Here is a 21,694-nt window from a genome sequence, read left to right as displayed (position 1 = left end):
CAGTCAGAACAGATCAAATCAGCCTGGCACGGCAGCGTGCCGGTCAGGCAGTTGGCACAAGAATTGTCCGTAACAGGATAGGGAACATTACAACTTTAGGGAGATAAGCATGCGCAAGACAATTTTATCGGCCGCACTCATTCTTGGTGTCGTGGTCTCGATGCAGACCACGGCCCAGACCCTGGAAAAGATCAAAAACCGCAACGAAGTGACTCTGGGAGTACGCGACGGCTCGGTGCCGTTTTCTTATCTGAATGACGAACAGGTTGCCATCGGTTACTCGGTCGATGTGTGCCTGAAGATTGTCGATGCCATCAGGACCGAGCAAAAACTGCCCCATCTGAAGGTCAGCATGGTGCCGGTGAATGCCTCGACGCAAATCCCGCTGATCGCCAACAGCACGGTCGATCTGGTGTGCGGCGTCATGACCAATAATGCAGAACGCCAGAAAGTGGTGTCCTACTCGCCGACGACATTTGTCACATCGAATTCCTTGCTGGCAAAAAAATCATCGAACATCAAAAGTATCGATGACCTGAAAGGAAAAGCTGTGGTATCGACCGCAGGCAGCGCCAGTATCCGCATCCTCAATGAACTCAACAAGGAGCGCAATCTGGGAATGACGATCCTGTCCTCGCGGGATCAGCCGGAAGCCTTCCTGACACTGGAATCGGGCCGCGCCGCGGCGTATGTACTGGACGACGTCATCCTGGCGACGCAACGCGCGCTGTCGAAGTCTCCCAATGATTACTACCTGTCCAGCGAGCCGCTGTCTTTTGATCCTTACGGCATCGTCTTCAAGAAAGATGATCCGGTTTTCAAGGCAACCGTTGACCGCGCCGTGATTGGCATCATGAAAAGCGGCGAACTGGAAAAGCTCTACACCAAATGGTTTCAATCGCCGATTCCACCCAAGGGCGTCAACCTGAACATCCCCATGTCGGCGGCACTGAAAAAGGCTATCGCCACACCGACTGATTCGCCGGATCCCAACGCCTACAAATAATCTCGTTGCCATGGCCGCACCTGACTCAGACGCGGCCACGGTGCATTCATATGCGGTCCGAATCTGAACCGAGACCCGATTCTTCTTTTTAAAGTATTCACATGCGCATCAATTTCGCCCGTGGGGTACCTGCCCCCGAAAGTTTTCCGGTCGCCGACATTCTCTGTTGCGCCTCGCAGGTGGTGTCCCGCAACATGCTGGAAAGTCTTCAATACGGCCCGGCCCGGGGTCCCGCCAGCTTCGTGCGCTGGATTGCGGAACGTTACAGCGTCAATGACATGATGGTGCTGACCGGCGACGGCTCGCTCGGACTGTTTGAATTGTTTTGTTCGGTCATGCTCAAACCCGGCGACACGGTCTTCGTGGAATCGCCAACCTATGACAGAGTCATCGAGATCTTGACCGCCAGGGGCGCCCGGGTGGTGGCCATCGCGCTGCAGGAAGACGGCCCCGATCTGGAACAATTCAAGTCGGCGCTGGCAGACACCGTTCCCAGATTCTTCTATCTGATCCCGGACTTCCAGAATCCTTCAGGTTTGACCTGTTCCGCCGAGAAGCGGGCCGCGATCGCCGCACTGGCGCGCCAGCATAATATCTTGCTGGTCGAAGATGCGCCCTACCGGCTGATCCGCTACACCGGTGCCACCTTACCGAGTTTTTTCGAGTTGGCGCCGGAGGTGACCTTGCACATGTCGTCACTGTCCAAGATCATCGCGCCCGGCCTGCGCGCCGGCTACGTGGTCGGCAACGAGGCCTTGATCGGCAAGCTGGTCAAGGCGGCCGAAAACCGCTACGTCACGCCGGGAAATTTCGCGCTCAGCATCGCCGGCGAATGGTGTCGTCAAGGCCATCTGCCGGCCCAACTGGCGTCACTCATTGCACTGTATGGTCCGCGTTTGCATGCCATGACCGAGGCGCTCACGGCAGCGTTGCCTGAATTGCACTTCGGCCGTCCGCAAGGCGGTTTCTTTCTCGGTCTGCATTTGCCGCCGGGGATTTCCAACAGCGCCGTCAGAGAGCAGGCCCAACAACTGGGACTGGCCTTGTCCGATGGCAAAGGCTTTTTCCTGACCGGCGGCGAGCACTTCCTCCGCATCCCGTTCTGCGGCTTGACGGTTGCCGAGATTCAGGAAGGGGTAGCGATTCTCAGACGCGCTGTCGAATTGGCGCGCCCCGCTTGATCGCGATAAAAAATGCGGGAAGCAGCCATGCTGTTTCCCTCATCCCTGTTCATCTCGTCAGGCTTTGCGCGTCTGCCGCCACACCTTGTTGCCGATCACCAGCAGCGGCACCGACAGCGCAACCCAACTGATGTAATCCCAGATGCCATCGCCCAAAATGCCGGATGCCAGTCCGACCAGCGTCACTGCCGCCAGCAGCAGCGGCCAGCCCCATGTACCGTTCATGTGTAAGTCCTTGAAAATGTCGTCGATGCCAATCCGGCAGAATGACAGGATTTTACCGCCCATACCAATAGCGCGCATGCTGCTGCCGATATTCAGTAACTTCCAGCCCTTCGTCAAACGTCAGGCTGACCGCGCCCGATTCATCGCTGCGCAAGCGCTGGATGCCGAGGCGGCCATAACGATCATACACATCCGGACGCGGGTGATTGAAGCGGTTGCGATAGCCGACCTGGAATAACGCCAGTTGCGGCCTGACCGCTTGCAGGAACGGCAAGGTCGATGAGGTGGCGCTGCCGTGATGCGGCGCCAGCAATACGGTAGCGGCCAGATCGGCAGCGCGCGCGCCGTGCACCAGTTGATCTTCCTGCACTGCTTCGATATCGCCGGTCAGCAGCACCGACTGCGCACCGACACTTACCTTCAGCACGCAACTGCGCGCATTCGGTTTCCATTTATCGCTGTCGTAACTGACCGCCGCCGGGTGCAGCATCGTGAAATCGACGCCATCCCAGCGCCATTGCTGCCCGTCCTGACAGCGCTGATGGTGCGGTGCCTGTTGCGTCAATGCGTGCGTCAACGGCAACGAAGAATACACCCGCGCCACCTGCACTGCCTTGAAGACCGAAAGCGCACCGCCGGAATGATCGTTGTCGCTGTGCGAAATCACGACGGCATCCAGTTGCGCGATGCCACGCGCGCGCAAGTAAGGCACGATGACGCGACTGCCACCATCGGATTGCGGCGTGTAATAGGCCCCGGTGTCATACAGCAGACGATGGCTGGCGGTTTCCACCAATACGGCAGTGCCCTGCCCGACGTCAAACGCCGTCACTTGCAGCGTGCCCGGTGCTGTTGTCATTGGCGCATTGACCAGCAATGGCAGCCAGCCAAACCAGCCCAGCCAGCGCGCCGGCCAGCCGCGCGGCGCCAGCAGCAGCAAGGTGCCGGCCAGCGCCAGTGCAAACATCCAGAACGGCGGCAACGGCGCACTCCAGACCGCAAATGGCAAGCTGCTCAGCCAGTTCAGCGCCGCCGCCAGCCACGCAATGCATTGATGCGCCAGTTGCCAGACCCAGGTTGACAAGGGCGGTGGCAACACGCAACCGAGCAAGGCCAGCGGCGTCACCAGCAACGTTACCAGCGGAATGGCAAGCGCATTGGCCAGCGGACTGACCAGCGAATACTGCGCAAACAGCAGCATCGTCAGCGGCAGCAATCCGAGCGACACCACATATTGGGTAAAGGCACCATTGCGGCCAGCCCGCAACAAGCGCTGCCAGTGCGACGGCTTCTGGTGCAAGCCGTTGGCAGCCGCCGCCGGCAACACGGCAGTGCGTCCGACCGAGGCATACAAGATCAGGGCCACGGTACCGAATGACAGCCAGAATCCCGGCCACAGCAAGGCCCACGGATCGAGCAACAATACCGCCAGCAAGGCCAGACACAAGACATGCGACAGTTGCGTCAGCCGTCCCGACCATGCCGCCGCTCCGATCACCACCAGCATGCACAGCGTGCGTTGCGCCGGAATTCCGAAACCGGCCAGCAAGACATACAGCAATGCTGCCGCCAGTCCTGCCAGTACGCCCGCCTTTTGCGCCGGCAAGCGCAGTGGCAATTGCGCCCCGGTAAAGAAGGAACGACGCCACAACGCTTGCATCAAGGCCGCGAACAAGCCGGCCACCAGCGTGATGTGCAATCCGGAAATTGCCAGCAAATGGCCGACGCCGGTGCGGTTGAATACCTGCCAGTCGGATTGACTGACCGCGCGCTGATCGCCGATGACCAATGCCACGATCACGCCGGCATAGGGTTGCCCGGACAGGGCTGCCAGAATCCGTTCGCGCAACCAGCCGCGCGCATACTCGACGACATTCCCTGCACTCCAGACGAAGGCATCCAGCCGGCGGTTGCCCGCGACGGTTGCCGGCGTGGTGCGGACATAGCCGGTAGCGCGCAGGTTCTGCTCCAGCAGCCACACTTCATAATCGAAACCATCGGGATTGGCATTGCCGTGCGGGCGCTTCAAGCGCACCGTCAACTGCCAGCGCGCACCGGGTTGCAGTACCGGCAAGGCAACACTGGCGGGCATGGCCGCCGATTGCACTTCATCATCGGGATCAATACTGGCGCGCGGGGCATACCAGGCCAATGCCAGTCGCGTCGGCACCTGCGGCAACTGATCGCCTTGCGCCACCACCTGCTCCACCTTGAAATTGAAACGGACGCCGCGCGCAACCGGTTGCGGCAAACTGTCGACGGTGCCGATCAGCGTGATGTCACGCCCCTCCCAGACGAACGGCAACTCTTCCTGCAAGTGCCATTGCGCAATCGCGGCGGCCCACAAGAAGCCCGCCAGCGCACCGCCGGTCACCAGCATGATCAGGCGCAACCAGCGCCAACGCCGGACTCGCCATACCAGCAATGCGCATGACAGCAGCGCCACCAGCAAGCCCACGGCTGCCGGTGCAGATGGCAACACGGCTTGCATCTGCAAATATGCAATGCCCAGCACAACACCGAGAATGGCGCTACGCATGGCTCCATGCCGGCAGCCGTGACAAGACTTGGCGGGCATTGAAAGAAGTCGCTTCGGCAACCTCGGCCGGCGACAGATTGCGCAATTGCGCCAGCACTTCGCCGATGCGCGGAATTTGCGCCGGCACATTCGGCTGCGGATGCAGCCAGGCCGGGGCGATATCGGGGGCGTCGGTTTCCAGCACGATGGCGGCCAGCGGCAACTCGCTCGCCAGACGCCTGATCTGCAAGGCGCGCGGGAAGGTCATGGCGCCGCCGAAACCGAGCCGGAAGCCCAGTTCGATGAACGTCTGCGCTTGCTGAAAACTGCCGTTGAAGGCGTGCGCAATGCCACCCGGGACCCGGATGCGACGCAAATGTTTGAGGATGATGTCTTGCGAACGCCGGACATGGAGCAACACCGGCAACTGGAATTCACGCGCCAGCTTGAGTTGCTCGGTATAAAAGAATTCCTGCTTGTCGCGCAGCTCGCCCTGTTTGAGCTCGGGCACGAAGAAATCGAGACCGATTTCACCGATGGCGACAAAGCGCGGATCACTTAATGCGGCTTCCACTGCGGTGCGCAACACCTGCAAATCGTCGACTTCGGCCTGCGCCACATACATCGGGTGAATACCCAAGGCATAGACACCGTTGGCCGCTTGCTGCGCCAATGCCGCTACCGTCGCGAAATTGGCGCGCGCCACCGCCGGGATGACGATCAGCGCCACGCCCTGCTGCGCCGCCTGAGCAGCGATTGCCAGCGAGTTGCCGTCAAACTCGCCGGCATCCAGATGGCAATGGGTGTCAATCCACATCACAAACTCCCCCGCAGACTGCTGACTGATCCGGCGCCGCCGGGCATCCACCCGGCAGCGCGCCGAATCAGGCTTCCTGCAATGAACGTCCCAGCTTGCGCAAGAAGTCTTCGCAACGCTGCAATTGGGCCACCGCCACGAACTCATTTGGCTTGTGGGCCTGAATGATGTCGCCGGGACCGCAGACGATGGTCGGAATGCCGATGCGCTGGAACAGGCCGGCTTCGGTGGCATAGGCCACCTTGCGTTGCGCGGTATCGCCGGTCAGTGCCCGCACCAGCGCCGTAATGGCTTCCTGCTCAGCGGTTTCCAGCGCCGGGCTGCCGGCGATGCTGCCGATATCGATACGGGCATCGGGGAATTCGGCCTGCATTTTCGGCAGCAACTGATCGCGCACGTATTCCTGAATCCGGGATTGAATCTTCTCCGGCGACATGCCCGGCAAATTACGGAATTCGTAGGTAAATTCGCACAGATCGGGAATCGTATTGACCGCAATGCCGCCGCGAATCTGGTTGGTGGTCATGGTGCTGAATGGCACGTCGTACAACGTGTCGTACGGGCCTTCGGCCTTCATCGCATCGGCGAAATCGCGGATGGTGCAAATCAGGCGGGCGGCATACTCGATCGCATTGCAACCTTGCGGCGTCAGCGATGAGTGCGCCGAGCGTCCGTGCACGCGGCAATTGAATACGTTGATGCCCTTGTGCGCCACCACCACTTGCATATTGGTCGGCTCACCGACGACGCAACCGTCCGGGCGCACGCCGCGCGCCTGCAATTCGGTCAGCATGCCGGGAGCGCCGACACAGCCGATTTCTTCATCGTAGGAAAACGCCAGATGAATCGGCCGCAGACGCGGCATTGCCAGGAATTCCGGCACCAGCGCCATGGAAGCGGCAATATAGCCCTTCATGTCGCAACTACCACGGGCGTACAGCAAGCCATCTTTTTCGGTCAGCACAAACGGATCGGTATCCCAGTTCTGGCCATCCACCGGCACCACATCCGTGTGTCCCGACAAGACAATACCGCCCTGTTCGCTGCCGGCCTGCGGCCCATGGGTGGCCGGCAGGGTGGCAAACAGATTGGCCTTGGAGCGGTCCTTGTTATGATCGAACCACGGCGTGACGCCTTGCGCCTGCAATGCATCGCGAACTGTTTCAATCAGTTCCAGATTGGAGTTGCGGCTGGTGGTATCGAAGCTGACCAGTTTTTCAAGCCATTGACGGGTATTCATTTTTTCCTCTCTTCTGATGTCGCCGGCCGGCATCAACAATGCGGCCGCCGGCATCTGCAACTAATAAATTCAATATAGTAAATATTGGCCCGGCAAGCTATGCCAGCCGGCACCATCCATGCGATCAGTCGCTCATCAGTCTCAGTCGGTATAAGGCTGCAAGCCGTTTTCCGACAATCGCAAGACCCGGCCGCAACGGCGCGCCAGGGCAATATCATGGGTCACGATCACGAATGCCGTGCCCAGCGTTTGCGACAATTCAAGCATCAGTTCAAACGTTTTATCGGCAGTGGACCGGTCCAGATTACCGGTAGGTTCATCGGCCAGCACGCATGCCGGCTGCGTCACCAGCGCCCGCGCCAGTGCCACCCGTTGCCGCTCGCCGCCGGACAATTCACCCGGGACATGACTGACGCGATGATCCAGACCGACCCGCGCCAGTATCGTGCGCGCCTGCTGTTGCGCCTCGCTGCGTTTGACGCGGCGGATCAGCAATGGCATCGCCACGTTGTCGAGCGCCGAAAATTCCGGCAACAAATGGTGAAACTGGTACACGAAACCGAGCGCCGCATTACGCAAATCACCGCGCGCCGCTTCACCGAGGCCGGCAAAATCCTGTCCTTGCAAACTGACGCTGCCGGTGGTCGGCGTATCCAGCCCGCCGAGCAAATGCAGCAAGGTTGATTTGCCGGAACCCGAAGCACCAACCACAGCCACCTGTTCGCCGCGCGCAATATCGATATCGACACCGCTCAGCACTTTGACGGCGTAACGCCCCTGGGTAAATGTCTTGCCCAGTCCGCGACTGGATAACACAGCCTGATTCTTTTCACTCATGGGATGCTACCTCTCAATACTTCTGCATGCTTCATCTTCTTACTCATAGCGCAACGCCTCGGCAGGCTTGACTCTGGCCTCATTGGCGTCCACCTTCCCCAGCCGCAGGCCGGGCGGCAGTGATGTGCCACTGTGTTTATTCATAGCGCAGTGCCTCGGCAGGCTCGACTCTGGCCTCATTGGCGTCCACCTTCCCCAGCCGCAGGCCGGGCGGCAGTAATGTGCCACTGTGTTTATTCATAGCGCAGTGCCTCGGCAGGCTTGACTCTGGCCTCATTGGCGTCCACCTTCCCCAGCCGCAGGCCGGGCGGCAGTGATGTGCCACTGTGCTTATTCATAGCGCAGTGCCTCGGCAGGCTTGACTCTGGCTGCCGCCCAGCTTGGATAGAGTGTCGCCAGGAAAGCCAGCACCACCGCCACACCACCGATAGTCCAGACATCCGACCAGATCAGATCGGACGGCAACTCGGAAATGACGTAGATGCTCTTCGGCAAGAACTGGACATGCAGCAGACGTTCGATAAAGGGCACGATGACATCGATATTGAGCGCCACCAGTACCCCGAGTCCGACGCCAATGGCGGTGCCGATCAAACCGACCAGCGCGCCCTGAATCACGAAAATCTTCATGATCGAACCGGGCGACGCCCCCAGCGTGCGCAGAATGGCGATATCGGCTTGCTTGTCAGTGACCGTCATGACCAGTGTCGAGACCAGATTGAATGCCGCTACCGCAATGATCAGCGTCAGGATGATGAACATCATGCGCTTTTCGGTCTTGACCGCCGCAAACCAGTTGGCATTTTGCTGCGACCAGTCGCGGATATACAGATTGCCGCTCAGTGTGGTCGACAATTCATAGGACACCTGCGGTGCCTGCAGCATGTCCTTGATACGCAGACGCAAACCGGAAGGCGCATCGAGACGGAACATCTTTTCTGCATCCTGCAACTGGATAAACGCCAGCGACGAATCGAATTCATAATGACCTGCTTCGAAAATGCCGACCACCGTAAACTGCTTCAGCCGTGGCAACACGCCGGCCGGCGTGACTTGCCCCTGCGGCGCAATCAGCGTGACCTTGTCGCCGATGCCGGCGCGCAAGCCGCGCGCCAGTTCGCCGCCAAGCACGATATTGAATTCATCCGGTTGCAAGGCAGAAAAACTGCCCTGCCGCACCTGTGCCGCCACATCCGACACCTTCGGTTCCTGATCCGGCAAGACGCCGCGAATCACGACGCCGCGCACCGTTTCATCGCGCGTCATCATGGCTTGCGCCGCCACATAGGGCGCAGCGCCAATTACTTCCTTGTTCTGGAATGCCTGTTTGGCCACGGTTTGCCAGTCCGCCATGGCACCGGAACCGTCGGAAATCTCAATATGCGACAACACCGACAGCATGCGGTCGCGTACTTCTTTCTGGAAACCGTTCATGACCGACAGCACCACGATCAGGGCCGCCACGCCAAGCGCGATACCGGCCATCGAAATCAGGGAAATGAAAGAAATGAAGCTGTTGCGGCCGCTGCGTTTGCCGGCCCGGGTGTAGCGAAGGCCGACCAGCCATTCGAACGGTAGATTTTTGATCAGACTCAAGCGTTTGCTCTCTTTCCAGGGCCAAAAGAAATTCCAGGATATTGTGTAGCCCCCGGTAATGCGATAGTCCGCAAGTTTGCCACACTATCAACGATCTTTCACGGCCGGCCGCAAAGAATGCCGGAGGCAACGCCGTGCACGGCATCCGCCGCATCTCCCGTTGCGCCTTCCCGAGCCCCGCTTGTCAGCCGCAGGCAGCGCCCGTGCAACGTGGTCAAGGTGTTTTTCCAGCCCCGTTGTTTCCCAAAAGAAACAACGGTGAACAACAAGAAAATTTTCTACCCCCCCCCATGTTTATCCAGGAAACGTCATGCAAAAAATAGCCTGTTTGCCCTGCTTTCGACGATTCTGTTTGTCAGCGTCAATACCCGGGCAGGCACCACCACTGAACGCAAGGGCATCGGCTAAATCGTTGCGGCAGCCTGCACGCCAACTGCATTGCCCGTCAAAACCGCGCAGGTCGGATCACGGTGGCGGCATTGCGCTGCCGCTCCAGATCCAAAGGAATTGCAGAGACGCCGCAGTTCGACCGCAGTTTGCCCTACAATCGCGGGATGAAACATCTCGACATTCTCGTCCCATTCGGACTGCCACCGGCCGAACTGGCGCGCGACCTCGCGCGTCAGGCCAAGACACCGGCGCTGGCCATCATGCTGAGCCGCCACAGCAAGACATTTTCACTGCGCAATCAGGATCCGTTTTCCCGCGCCTTGCCGCATGAACACTGGCTGAGCCGGCAATTCGGCTTGCCTCGTACCGCCGCCGCTGAAGGCGCCGGCGAACACGATACCAGCCCCGCCGCCGCCGCCGCGCTGATGCGTCACCATGGCCTGGCGCCCGAAAGCGGCTTCTGGTTTGTGCTGCATCCGGCCCACATCCATGTCGCCCGCGACCATCTGGTGCTGACCGACGTGGCCCAACTCGAACTGGAAGAAAACGAGTCGCGCCGGCTGTTCGATTCGGCCCATCCCTTGTTCGAAGAAATCGGTCGCCCCTTGTTATATGGCGATGCCGCGACCTGGTTCATGCGCGCCGATGACTGGGCCGGCTTGCGGACTTCCTCGCCGGATGCCGCCAGTGGCCGCAATATCGACATCTGGATGCCGCAGGGTCCGGGTGAACTGGCATGGCGCAAATTGCAAAATGAAGTGCAAATGCAATGGTTTTCCGAAAATCAGGGCGAAGCACGCGAAATGCGCGGCCTGAAGGCAATCAACTCGCTCTGGCTGTGGGGCGGCGCCGATGCCGCCGACGCCGCACCAGCGCATCCTGAATGGCAGCAGGTATTCAATCTGCCGGGCTGGAGCCGGGCACTGGCATCATCCAGGGCGCTGCCGGCTGATGGCATTGCCACTGTCCTGGCGCCGCCGGCACAAGGCGGTCTGCTGGTGCTTGACAGCCTGATCGCTCCCGGCCTGACCGATGAATGGGGCTATTGGCTGGAACGGCTGGAAACGCTGGACCGCGAATGGCTGGCGCCATTGCTGCAAGCGCTGCGCAGCAAAAAACTCGACAGTCTGACCCTGACCCTGACCGGTTCCGACCGGCTGGCGCAAACCACCGTGACCCGCGCCGCACTCCGCAAATTCTGGGTCAAACCTTCACTCAACAGGCTTGCTGCATGATCCGCATCACCACCCGCCCCTATTCTCCGCAAGACGCCGACAACCTGATCGCGGCCGGCATCCATCCGGTACTGGCGCGCGTGTACGCCGCGCGCGGCTTGCTCAAGAGCACTGAGCTGGCGAGCGAACTGAGTTCGCTGATTGCGCCGTCGGGCTTGCTGCATATCGATGCTGCTGCCGTGTATCTGGCCGATGCGATTGCCGCCGGCAAGAAAATGGTGATCGTGGCCGACTACGACTGCGACGGCGCCACGGCCTGCGCGGTCGGTTTGCGCGGCTTGCGCATGCTCGGCGCCACCGTCGATTACATCGTGCCCAACCGTTTCGAGTACGGTTACGGCCTGACCCCGGAAATCGTCGAACTGACGATCCGTGAAAAGGCGCCCGACATCATCGTCACCGTCGATAACGGCATCGCCAGCATTGAAGGCGTGGCCGCTGCCGCCCAGCACGGGATTGACGTCGTGGTTACCGATCACCATTTGCCGGGAGATGCGCTGCCGGACGCACGCGTGATCGTCAACCCTAACCAGCCTTTGTGCGGCTTCCCGAGCAAGAATCTGGCCGGCGTCGGCGTCATGTTTTATGTGTTGCTGGCGTTGCGCGCCGAATTGCGCAAGCGCGGCGTATTCGATGCCGCCAGCCAACCCAAGCTGGATGTCTTGCTCGATCTGGTAGCGCTGGGCACGGTGGCCGACGTCGTCAAGCTCGATGCCAACAACCGCATTCTGGTCGCACAAGGCTTGAAACGCATGCGTGCCGGTCGCATGCACGTCGGCATCGCCGCGCTGTTCCGCGCTGCCGGCCGCGAAGCCCGCCGCGCCACGCCGTTCGATCTCGGCTTTGCGGTAGGTCCGCGTCTGAACGCCGCCGGCCGCCTGGCCGACATGGCGCTCGGTATCGAATGCCTGACCACCGACGACGAAGGCCGGGCGTGGGCAATTGCGCAAGAACTCGATGCCATCAACCGCGCCCGGCGCGACATCGAAGCCGGCATGCAAGATACCGCCCTGAATCTGCTGGATGACTTCAACCCGCAAGACAGGCGCACCATCAGCGTGTTCGATCCGTCCTGGCATCAGGGCGTGATCGGGATTGTCGCCTCGCGCCTGAAAGACAAGTTCTACCGCCCCACTATCACCTTCGCGCCCGGCGATGAAGGCTTGATCAAGGGGTCGGGACGTTCGATTCCCGGCTTTCATCTGCGCGATGCGCTTGATCTGGTGTCTAAACATGCACCGAATCTGATCATCAAATTCGGCGGTCACGCCATGGCGGCCGGCCTGACCATTCGCGCCGATGCACTGGAAGCGTTTTCGCAAGCGTTTGAAGCCGTCGGCCAGGACTGGCTGACGCAAAACCAGCTGGAGCGCGTGGTAGAAACCGACGGCATGCTGGAAGATGCCTATTACAGCACCCAGTTCATCAGCCTGATGGAAGACCAGGTCTGGGGCCAGGGCTTTGCGCCACCGGTGTTTTGCGATCATTTCAGGGTACTTACCCAGCGCATTCTGAAGGAAAAGCATTTGAAGCTGCTGCTGGAAAAAGATGGCCGCAAGTACGATGCCATCTGGTTTGGCCATGCCGAGGCCATGCCGGATCACATCAAGCTTGCATTCCGGCTGGATGCCAACGAATATAACGGCGTCACCAAGGTGCAACTGATGGTGGAACATGCAGAACCGGCATAGCCAGTAACCAACACCTGCCCAGTGCAGCCCGCAAGTAACACGGATCCCCGCCATGTCCAAGATACCTTCGTCGCTGCACCGCATACAGAAGCCGCCAATGACACCGCAACGCCTGCGGCGGCTGCTGTTGATCGGCTCGCTGATCGCCTTGGCGCTGTGCTGGTTCGTGCTGACCTTGCTCAAGCCGGCGACGCAGGGCAAGATCATCATGACCGCCGGTGCGCCGGGCGGCATCTACGCCAATTTCGCCCAACGCTATGCGCAGATTCTCAAACGCGAAGGCATCACGCTGGAGGTACGCACCTCTTCCGGTTCGGTAGAAAACTTCCAGCGCCTGCAAGACAGCGACAGCGAATACGATGTCGGTTTCATCCAGTCCGGCACCGCGACCTCGGAACAAGCCCCGGAACTGCAAACCATCGCCGCGATTGCCTATGAACCGATCTGGGTGTTTTATCAGGGCAACGATAATCCGGAACGCCTGTCGCAGTTGCGCGGCAAACGCATTTCGCTCGGCGTGCCCGGCAGTGGCCTGCGCATCGTCGCCAATAACCTGCTGGTCGAAAACGGCATCAACAGCAACAATTCAACGCTGATCGAAATGGGCGCCACCGCTGCCTATGAGCAACTGCAGGCGCGCAAGATCGACGCCGCATTTTTCATCGGCCGTGGCGATACGCCGCTGTTGCAAAAGCTGTTGAAAAGCGATCTCAAACTGATGAATTTTGCCCAGGCCGATGCCCTGATCCAGCAATTTCCTTATCTGTCCAAAGTCACTTATCCGCGCGGCGGCACCAATCTGGTCGAAGACAAGCCGGGGCATGACATTACCTTGCTGGCCGCTACTGCCATGCTGGTATCCAAGGAACGGCTGCATCCGGCGCTGACCTATCTGTTGCTGGATGCTGCCAATGCAATTCATGCGGCCCCTGATTACTTCACGCCGCGCAATTATTTCCCCAACCAGAATATCGAAGACTTCCCGATTTCGGATGAAACGCGGCGCTATTTCAAATCCGGCCGCCCGTTCCTGCAACGTTATCTGCCGTTCTGGCTGGCCAATTTTCTGGAACGCCGCTTTGCCATCCTGCTTCCCTTCATTGCCGTTTTGTTCGGCCTGATTCAGGCGGTGCCGCGCATGTACGAGGCCAGCATGAAAAAACGGCTGGTGGTCTGGTACAAGGAAATCCATTTACTGGAAGAAGAGATCTGGCATACCCGAGAACCGACGCCGGAGAAAATTGCGGAGTGGCATGCGGAAATCGAAGCGATTGATGCCAATGCCAATCAAATCGATATTCCGCAGCGCTATTACGGCGATGTGTATGCGCTCAAGCTGGCGATCAAGGTGGTGCGCGACCGCATTGCTGAAGTCGCGCAACAGCGCCATGCACCGCCCGCAAGTGCCTGACCGGTTCCGGCCTCAGGAATACAAGGTCGGTTCCGGCAAACGCAACTCCAGCGCATAGCGGCCGATATCGCGCAACTTGTAGTCAATCGGATCATGCAAGGTATGGGTGCGGGCATTGCGCCAGAACCGGTCCAGTCCGAGTCCGGCCTTGGTGGCGCGGGCGCCGCACACGTCGAACAATTCCTGGCTTACGGCAAGTGCTGCCCGATGTGCAAAGACCTTCGCTTCGGCTACCGCCAATGCAGTCCGGCCGCGTTGCCCGGCACTCAAATCAGGACCGGTACGCCACGCTGTTTGCAATACGTGTCCGGCCTGATCCGCCAAGGCCCTGGCGGCGACGATTTGCAAATGCATTTCGGCATAGCGATGCACCACATACGGATCATCGGCAGCGCGTTCCACACCCGAGGCAAACCACGGCCGGCCCTGATTCAACGTGTAATCGCGCGCTTCCTGCAATGCCCCTTCGGCAATGCCGAGATACAGATTCACCAGAATCAGTTGCGCCAGCACCCCGCGCAAACTGAGGTAGGGCGTCGCCAGCGATTCCGGACGGTGCAATACCTCGCTCCAGTCCAACGCCACCTGTTCGAAGCTGACCGAGGTACTGTCGGTCTGCCGCTGTCCGATCGGATCCCAGTCATCATGAATGGTGATGCCGGCACGATCGGTCGGCAATACCGCGATCAACATCTTGCCACTGGCTTCGTGAATCGCCGTGGTCAGCAAACGATAAGAACCAAGCGTGCCGGAACAAAAACCCTTGCTGCCCTGCAGTACCAGTGCGCCATCCTTTTCAATCGCACGCAAGCGTGGATCGGCAGGATTGGCGGAGTTGCCCCACCAGTGATTGAGGCTGACCGTGTCGCCCAGATAACGCTGCTTCTGCTCTGGCGAACCGTAAGCAATCACACCCGAAATCTGCAAGGTTTGAAATGCCAGCAAATGGGCCATGGCGCTGTCGACACGGGCAATGCGCCGCACGATGTCGAGAATTTCCGGCCAGCTGGCGCCGACACCGCCATACTCGCGCGGCACCGACAACAGCAACAGCCCGTGCTGACGCAGCAACTCCTTTTGTTCCGCTGCATGACCGCCACGACGGTCACGCTCCACGGCAGTACGGGCCAGTTCCTGCTCCAGCCCGTCCAGACCGGCAATGATGTGTTCCAGACTCTTGATACTCACGACTTGGGTTCTCCGTTGGGCCGATTGCGACAGGCAATCCGGCCGCATTAAACAAGGTTCAGGCACTGACCAGATTGACGTCATAGAAGGCGTCCTTGACCTGAATCGGACGCGGAATCAACTTCAACTGATAAAACGTGTCGGCCAGTTTTTGCTGTTCCTGCGCAATATCCGGCGTGGCGGCAACCACTCCGTAGCTGCGGCGCTCAGTGGCCAGCTTGAGGATTTTCGGATCGATCTTCAATTGCGGCGACAGCAATTCCACCACTTCTTGCGGATGCTCCTGCGCCCATTGGTTGGTCTTTTTCAATTCGGCAAACAAGGCCTTGAGAATCTGCGGCTGCGCCTTGGCGTACTCCGGCTTGGCCAGATGGAAGGTACGGTTGTTGGACAAGCCGCGACCATCGACCAGCAAGCGCGATGGCGTGCCGAGTTGTGCGCCGGCCAGGAACGGATCCCACAAACCGGCGGCATCGACACTGCCCGACTGATAGGCGGCGATGGTATCGGACGCAGTAACGATATAGATCGGTTCGATATCGCTGTAGCTCAGGCCATTGGCTTCGAGCGCCTTGATCAGCGCGTATTGCACGTTATAACCTTTACCGACCGCAACCTTCTTGCCCTTCAGATCGCGCACGGTCTTGATGCTGGAATTCTGCGGCACCAGAATGCCGATGCCGCCCGGATACGGGCTTTCCGCTGCCAGATACACCAGGCCTTTGCCGCTGGCTTGCTGGAAGATCGATACCGCATCGGAGGCGTGACCGATATCGATGGCGCCGGCATACAGGGCTTCCACCAATTGCGAACCGCCGAGGAATTCATGCCACTCAACCTTGACGCCGGACGGAGCCAATGCTTTTTCCAGATTGCCGGTGCCCTTGAGGATATTCAGCGTATTGAATTTTTGGTAACCGATGTGCAGCACCTTGGCATTTTGCGCCAGCAAGGGAACCGCGCTCAAGCCCAGAGCGGCTGCCAGACCGGCCTTGACCACGGTGCGGCGCGATTGATCGACACGGACTTCCGGAGTGATGATTTTTTTCATGTTTTCCCTATGAAATTGTGAGTGACGGCGTGGGCCGTCTTTTGTTTTTTGCCGATGAAATATCGTTGATTACTTTTAACGTGCGGTTGCCAATTTCAGAACAAATTTGTTCGCATATGGATATCCGTTTTTTAATGTGCAAGCGTTTCTTCCGCCCCGGCATCAGTGCCGACGCTGGCCGCCAGCCAGTCCGCCAGACTGGCCAGCAGACTGCGACCGACGATCAGTTCAACACCGTCATCCGCTGCCCGTCGCCACAACAGCACCGGCATGCCGTGAATCGCCGTGGCGCGACAATCGCCGACGGCAAAGGCCGTCGGTGACAGATCGAGTCCGCAGCAGGTACTCAAGGCAGCGATGGCATGGGCCTGCGGTAAATGCAGCAGGTTCAGCAAACCGCCGGCAGCATCGGTGACGGCCGCGACCGCCAGCAGTTCCGCCGCAGCATCGGTCGCCAACCCGGCATCACCGGCGTCGGCAGACAACAGCAACCAACGCCCGGGACCGGTAGCAAGAAGTTGCCGGTGGCCGTAGCCGGCACTGCGATTGGGTCCCGGCGTGGCGATGCCGGTCAGGCGCTGCAAGCCCTCGCGCACTGCCGCCTGCGTTGGTTCGTCAGGTCCGAACGCGGCAATCTGCAACGCCACCGGATAGGTGCGCAGGCTGCACATCACTGCACTGTGCGCGGGCACTGATGCCGGCGACGCCGCCAACGTGAGCGGCGCCGGTGCCGCGACAGCAGCCGTATCCACCAGAGCCGGGGCGGATGCCGGACTGGCGATGAAACGTGGCGCGACGATGGTCACGGCAATTGCTTCGCCATGCAACGGCGAAGCCGCCGTCAAGGTTTGCCCGGCGTGCACCAGACCACCGCGCACAAATGCCAGGGCAATCGAACGCCGCAGATGCGGACTCCAGGCGGCAGATGAAATCCAGCCCAGATTGGTATTGCCGTCTGCCGCCAGCAAAGCCGCGCCCGGTCGCAACCGCGCTTGCGGATCGACACTGAGCACACCGACCAGTACCGGACGCAGCGGATCCTGCAAGCCCGGACGCTGCAACAGACGACGACCGACGAAGGGGCGCTCTTTAGACGCCATTTTTTGCAAACCCAGATCGCCCGGCGTGCTGCGGCCATCAAGTTCGGGACCGGCGACATGGCCGGCTTCGATGCGCAAAATGGCGATGGCATCGGCACCATAGGGACGCAAACCGAACGCCTGTCCCGCTTGTTGCAAGCGCTGCCAGCAAGCCGTGGCATACGCCGCCGGCAACAGCAATTCATAAGCGGTCTCACCGGAAAAACTGAGCCTGCACAATGTCAGCGGCATGCCCTGCCAGTTGGTTTGCACTACCCCGAGCGGCGGCAACACCGCGTCATCCAGCGCCAGTTGCAGTACTTGCGCCAGCAACTGGCGACTATGCGGGCCGGCCAGCACGAAATGCGCCAGTTGCTCGGTCAGTGATGTCACGCGCACCCGCAATGCCGGCCATACCGTTGCCAGCAAATACTCCAGATGCGACAAGACTTTGCCGGCATGCACCGTGGTCGTGGTCAGCAGATAGTGTTGTTTCCCCAGGCGGGCAATACTGCCGTCATCGAGAATGATGCCATCTTCGCGCAACAACAATCCGTAACGGGCCTTGCCCACCGCCAGCTTCAACACGTCGTTGCTATACACGCGATCCAGGAACAGTTGCGCGTCCGGACCCTGCACATCAATCTTGCCGATGGTCGAAATATCGGCCAGACCCACCGCACTGCGCACCACTGCGGCCTCGCGCTGCGCGGCGGCGACCACATCTTCACCCGCTTGCGGATACGCCGCCGGTCGCAACCACGCCCCCAGTTGCACGAAGCTCGCGCCGTATTGCTGATGTCCGGCATGCAGCGGCGACAGGCGCCGTGCCACGGCCCGCTCGCCAATGGCGGCACCGGCCAGCAAGCCCAGCGTCACCGGCGTATAGGGTGGCCTGAAGGTCGTAGTGCCGACTGCCGGCACCGTTTCTGCGCGTTGCCGCGCCAGCAAACCCAGACCATTCAGATTGGAGGTCTTGCCCTGATCGGTACCCATGCCAAGCGTGGTGTAACGCTTCAGATGCTCGACCGAACGATAATTTTCGCGCACCGCCAGACCGATATCGGCCGCGGTCACATCTGCCTGAAAATCGATGAAGCACTTGCCGCGCATGGGTTCCGCCGGCAGCGTTATTTGCACCGCATGATTCTGTGCCAGCTCTCCTTGCACCGTCACCGACAACGCCGGCAAGGCTGGCCGACCCAGCGCGGCAAGCGTATCGGCAGCAGCGGCAAAGCCATCATGCAATATTGCCTGCAAGCTGAATATGCCACGCGCTGCGCCGGCCGAGCAGGTAGCTTGCTTGACCTGCGCCGGCACAAATGCCGCCAGTTGCGGCCGGTATTCCAGCTTGCCGCCCGATTGCGAATGCAAATGCACCGCTGGCGCCCAACCGCCCGACATGGCAATGGCATCGCAGGCAATGCGCTGGCTACGTCCTTGCTCATCGCGCAACCATGCGCCCTTGACACCACGGCGACCGAGCGCATGGGTAATCACGCTGGCCGCATGCAACGTGATGCCGCGTGCCTGCAACGCCTGCACGCGCTGCGGCGCGATAAGCGCCTGCGCCCGCACATCAACATAAGCCGCTACCGCAATGCCAGCGTCATGCAGATCGAGTGCGGCATCCAGCGCGGCATCGTGATTGCCATATACCAGGCAACGTTCGGCCAGACGCACGCCATATTGCAAGACATAAGCGCGCGCTGCTGCGGCCAGATAAATACCGGGCAAATCATTATTGCCAAAGGCCAGCGGCTGTTCGATTGCGCCGGTGGCGAGGATCACTTGTTGCGCCGTGACTTGCCACAGGCACTGCCGCACCTGGCCGGTGCCACCGGCGACTTCCGCATGACGTTCGACCAATGCCAGCCGGTTGTGATCGTAATAGCCGAAGACGGTGGTGCGCGGCAACAGCGTCACGTTCGGCAACGCCTGCAAGTGCGCCAACGCCTGTCGCACCCATGCCGCCACGGCCACACCGTCAATCGTGGCGCGCGGATCAAACGACAACCCGCCCCAGGCCGCTCGTTCATCGGCCAGCATCACCCGTAGGCCGCTGCGGGCGGCACTGAGCGCAGCGGCAATGCCTGCCGCACCGCCGCCGGCAATCAGAATATCGACATGCGCGTGCCGCTGTTGATAGCGATCCGGGTCATCGGCTTGCGGCGCCCGGCCCATGCCGGCCGCGCGGCGGATGATGCGTTCATAGGCATGCCAGGCACTGCCCGGCCATTTGAAGGTCTTGTAATAAAACCCGGCCGGCATCAGCGGTGACAAGTAATCGTTGATGGCTTGCACATCAAACCGCAGCGAAGGCCAGCAATTCTGGCTGCTGGCGTCGAGACCATCAAACAGACTGATCATGGTGGCCCGGGTATTCGGTTCGGTCGCCGCGCCGGTGCCAAGCTGCACCAGTGCATTCGGTTCTTCCGGGCCGGCACTGAGCACGCCGCGCGGCCGGTGATATTTGAAGCTGCGCGCCATCAGCCGCACGCCATTGGCGAGCAAGGCCGAGGCCAGCGTATCACCGGCATGACCAGTATAGGCTTTGCCATTGAAGCGAAAATGCAGCACGGTAGTGCGGTCGACGACACCGCCGGCGGCCAGCCGATGTGATTGCACAGGATGTTTCGATGTCATGGGGCGCTCTGTCCGGTGGCAAAACTGCTGTCGATGACTTCATGCGTCAACGTATCGCGCGTGATGCGCAACCAACTGCGGCAGCCGCGCGTGTGCTGCCAGTATTCGCGACAGATGCCTTTGGGATTGCTGCGCAAATACACATAGGCATGCCATGCGGCGAGGTCGGCATCGTCTTGCGGACGTACCACTGCGGCGTCACCGGCATGGTCGAATTCTTCGTGCGCACGCCAGCCGCAATAGGGACAGAGCAATCGCATTATTGGTGCCCCGGATGCGGACCGGCGCCGCGTTCGTCCAGCAATTCACCGCGTGCAAAGCGCTCCAGTGAAAATGCCGCGTTCAAGGCATGCGGCGCGTCGTTGGCAATCGTATGCGCAAAGACCCAACCGGAGCCAGGCGTGGCCTTGAAGCCGCCATAGCACCAGCCGCCGTTCAGATACAGATTGCGCACCGGCGTCTTGCCGATGATCGGACTGCCGTCCATGCTCATATCCATTACCCCGCCCCAATGGCGCATCATGCGCAGCCGGCTGACAAACGGGAACAGTTGGATGGCACTGCTGACCGCTTCTTCAATCGCTGGCAAATTGCCGCGCTGGGCATAGCTGTTGTAAAAATCCAGATCGCCGCCCATGACCAGTTCGCCGCGATCCGACTGACTGATGTAAAAATGACCGGCGCCATACGTGATGACGGAATCGATCACCGGCTTCACCGGCTCGCTGACGAAGGCTTGCAGTAAATGGCTTTCAATCGGCAACGCCAGATCCGCCATGCGCGCCACCTCGCTGCTGTTGCCGGCGACGGCAATGCCAACCCGTTGCGCAGCAATGTAGCCGCGGGAGGTCTCGACCCCGACCAGATTGCCGCCGACAACACGCAAGCCGGTGCAGGCGCAGTTCTGGATGATGTCGACCCCGAGCCGGTCAGCCGCGCGGGCATAACCCCACGCCACGGCATCGTGCCGCGCCACGCCGGCACGCCCTTGCAGCAAACCACCCACAATCGGATAGCGCGCCCGGGTACTGGTATCGAGCAAGGGCACGCGGGCCCGGATCTGCTCCAGCTCCAGCCATTTGGCATCAATGCCGTTGAGCCGCATGGCATTGCCACGCCGCACATAGGCATCGCGCTGAGCATCGCTGTGCGCCAGATTCAATACGCCGCGCTGACTGAACATGACGTTGTAGTCGAGTTCTTGCGTCAGCCCTTCCCACAGCTTGAGCGAATGTTCGTACAAATGGGCATTGGCCGGCAGCAGATAATTGGAACGGATGATGGTGGTATTGCGACCGGTGTTGCCGCCGCCGAGCCAGCCTTTTTCCAGTACCGCGATATTGCGTATGCCGTGCACCTTGGCCAGGTAATACGCTGTCGCCAGACCATGTCCGCCGCCACCGATGATGATGACTTCATAGCCCGGCTTGGGCACCGGATCGCGCCATGCCTGTGGCCAGCGCCGGTGAGCGCTCAACGCATTGCGTGCCAGCTGGAACAAAGAATATTTCATGCCGTGCATTAAGCCCTGCCGCAGGCGGCGCTGGCAAATGGCATAAGCAGCGATGGGCATCAGCATAAGC

General features: G+C 60.3%; 16 protein-coding genes. 5 read left to right on the top strand and 11 right to left on the bottom strand.

Going from position 1 to position 21,694, the window contains the following annotated elements:
• Nucleotides 1–109: 109 nt before the first annotated feature.
• Nucleotides 110–1,006 carry an amino acid ABC transporter substrate-binding protein gene (locus AKL27_RS00595; protein WP_050460625.1) on the top strand — a complete coding sequence of 299 codons (897 nt, stop codon included), beginning with the start codon at nt 110–112 and terminating at the stop codon, nt 1,004–1,006.
• A 101-nt stretch (nt 1,007–1,107) separates the two neighbouring features.
• Entirely contained in the window at nt 1,108–2,187 is a 1,080-nt protein-coding gene (locus AKL27_RS00590) for an aminotransferase-like domain-containing protein (protein WP_050460624.1), read from the top strand.
• A gap of 57 nt (nt 2,188–2,244) precedes the next feature.
• On the opposite strand, the gene AKL27_RS28070 is transcribed toward AKL27_RS00590, so the two are convergent.
• From AKL27_RS28070 to AKL27_RS00560, 6 genes are all read right to left on the bottom strand, one after another.
• Entirely contained in the window at nt 2,245–2,412 is a 168-nt protein-coding gene (locus AKL27_RS28070) for a hypothetical protein (protein WP_198155841.1), read from the bottom strand.
• Between the two features lie 52 nt (nt 2,413–2,464).
• Nucleotides 2,465–4,951 (bottom strand): DNA internalization-related competence protein ComEC/Rec2, encoded by a 2,487-nt coding sequence (locus AKL27_RS00580; protein ID WP_050460622.1) that lies wholly within the window; start codon nt 4,949–4,951, stop codon nt 2,465–2,467.
• Nucleotides 4,944–5,747, bottom strand: coding sequence for a TatD family hydrolase (locus AKL27_RS00575; protein ID WP_050460621.1), 804 nt, complete (start codon nt 5,745–5,747; stop codon nt 4,944–4,946). Before AKL27_RS00575 ends, AKL27_RS00580 begins: the two co-directional genes overlap by 8 nt.
• Nucleotides 5,748–5,814: 67 nt before the next feature.
• Nucleotides 5,815–6,987, bottom strand: coding sequence for an acetylornithine deacetylase (argE, locus tag AKL27_RS00570; RefSeq protein ID WP_050460811.1), 1,173 nt, complete (start codon nt 6,985–6,987; stop codon nt 5,815–5,817).
• Nucleotides 6,988–7,128: 141 nt separating this feature from the next.
• Nucleotides 7,129–7,824 (bottom strand): lipoprotein-releasing ABC transporter ATP-binding protein LolD, encoded by a 696-nt coding sequence (gene lolD / locus AKL27_RS00565; RefSeq protein WP_050460620.1) that lies wholly within the window; start codon nt 7,822–7,824, stop codon nt 7,129–7,131.
• 330 nt (nt 7,825–8,154) lie between these two features.
• Complete coding sequence (locus tag AKL27_RS00560) at nt 8,155–9,420, bottom strand: lipoprotein-releasing ABC transporter permease subunit (RefSeq protein WP_050460619.1); 1,266 nt, start codon at nt 9,418–9,420, stop codon at nt 8,155–8,157.
• Nucleotides 9,421–9,974: 554 nt separating this feature from the next.
• On the opposite strand from AKL27_RS00560, the gene AKL27_RS00555 reads away from it, so the two are divergent.
• From AKL27_RS00555 to AKL27_RS00545, 3 genes are read left to right on the top strand one after another with little or no spacing between them, the layout of a single operon-like run.
• Nucleotides 9,975–11,045, top strand: a complete 1,071-nt coding sequence (locus AKL27_RS00555; RefSeq protein ID WP_050460810.1) for a hypothetical protein — start codon at nt 9,975–9,977, stop codon at nt 11,043–11,045.
• Nucleotides 11,042–12,736 carry a single-stranded-DNA-specific exonuclease RecJ gene (gene recJ, locus AKL27_RS00550; RefSeq protein WP_050460618.1) on the top strand — a complete coding sequence of 565 codons (1,695 nt, stop codon included), beginning with the start codon at nt 11,042–11,044 and terminating at the stop codon, nt 12,734–12,736. Before AKL27_RS00555 ends, recJ begins: the two co-directional genes overlap by 4 nt.
• Before the next feature lie 52 nt (nt 12,737–12,788).
• On the top strand, nt 12,789–14,147 hold the full coding sequence (locus AKL27_RS00545) for a TAXI family TRAP transporter solute-binding subunit (RefSeq protein WP_050460617.1): 1,359 nt from the start codon (nt 12,789–12,791) through the stop codon (nt 14,145–14,147).
• Nucleotides 14,148–14,159: 12 nt separating this feature from the next.
• On the opposite strand, the gene AKL27_RS00540 is transcribed toward AKL27_RS00545, so the two are convergent.
• The 5 genes from AKL27_RS00540 to AKL27_RS00520 all read right to left on the bottom strand — a co-directional run bounded on the left by AKL27_RS00540 (nt 14,160) and on the right by AKL27_RS00520 (nt 21,624).
• Entirely contained in the window at nt 14,160–15,329 is a 1,170-nt protein-coding gene (locus tag AKL27_RS00540; protein WP_050460809.1) for an acyl-CoA dehydrogenase family protein, read from the bottom strand.
• 64 nt (nt 15,330–15,393) lie between these two features.
• On the bottom strand, nt 15,394–16,386 hold the full coding sequence (locus AKL27_RS00535; protein ID WP_050460616.1) for an aliphatic sulfonate ABC transporter substrate-binding protein: 993 nt from the start codon (nt 16,384–16,386) through the stop codon (nt 15,394–15,396).
• Nucleotides 16,387–16,517: 131 nt separating this feature from the next.
• On the bottom strand, nt 16,518–20,111 hold the full coding sequence (locus AKL27_RS00530) for a sarcosine oxidase subunit alpha family protein (RefSeq protein ID WP_050460615.1): 3,594 nt from the start codon (nt 20,109–20,111) through the stop codon (nt 16,518–16,520).
• Nucleotides 20,108–20,371, bottom strand: coding sequence for a sarcosine oxidase subunit delta (locus AKL27_RS00525; RefSeq protein WP_050460614.1), 264 nt, complete (start codon nt 20,369–20,371; stop codon nt 20,108–20,110). The genes AKL27_RS00530 and AKL27_RS00525 overlap by 4 nt, the downstream gene beginning before the upstream one ends.
• Nucleotides 20,371–21,624, bottom strand: coding sequence for a sarcosine oxidase subunit beta family protein (locus tag AKL27_RS00520; protein WP_050460808.1), 1,254 nt, complete (start codon nt 21,622–21,624; stop codon nt 20,371–20,373). Before AKL27_RS00520 ends, AKL27_RS00525 begins: the two co-directional genes overlap by 1 nt.
• Between the last annotated feature and the right edge of the window lie 70 nt (nt 21,625–21,694).

The sequence above is a fragment of the Herbaspirillum autotrophicum genome, from assembly GCF_001189915.1.
In the GTDB taxonomy this organism is placed as follows: domain Bacteria; phylum Pseudomonadota; class Gammaproteobacteria; order Burkholderiales; family Burkholderiaceae_D; genus Herbaspirillum; species Herbaspirillum autotrophicum.
The sequence above is the reverse complement of the archived record's forward strand: the minus strand, read 5'-3'. Positions and strand labels throughout refer to the sequence as shown.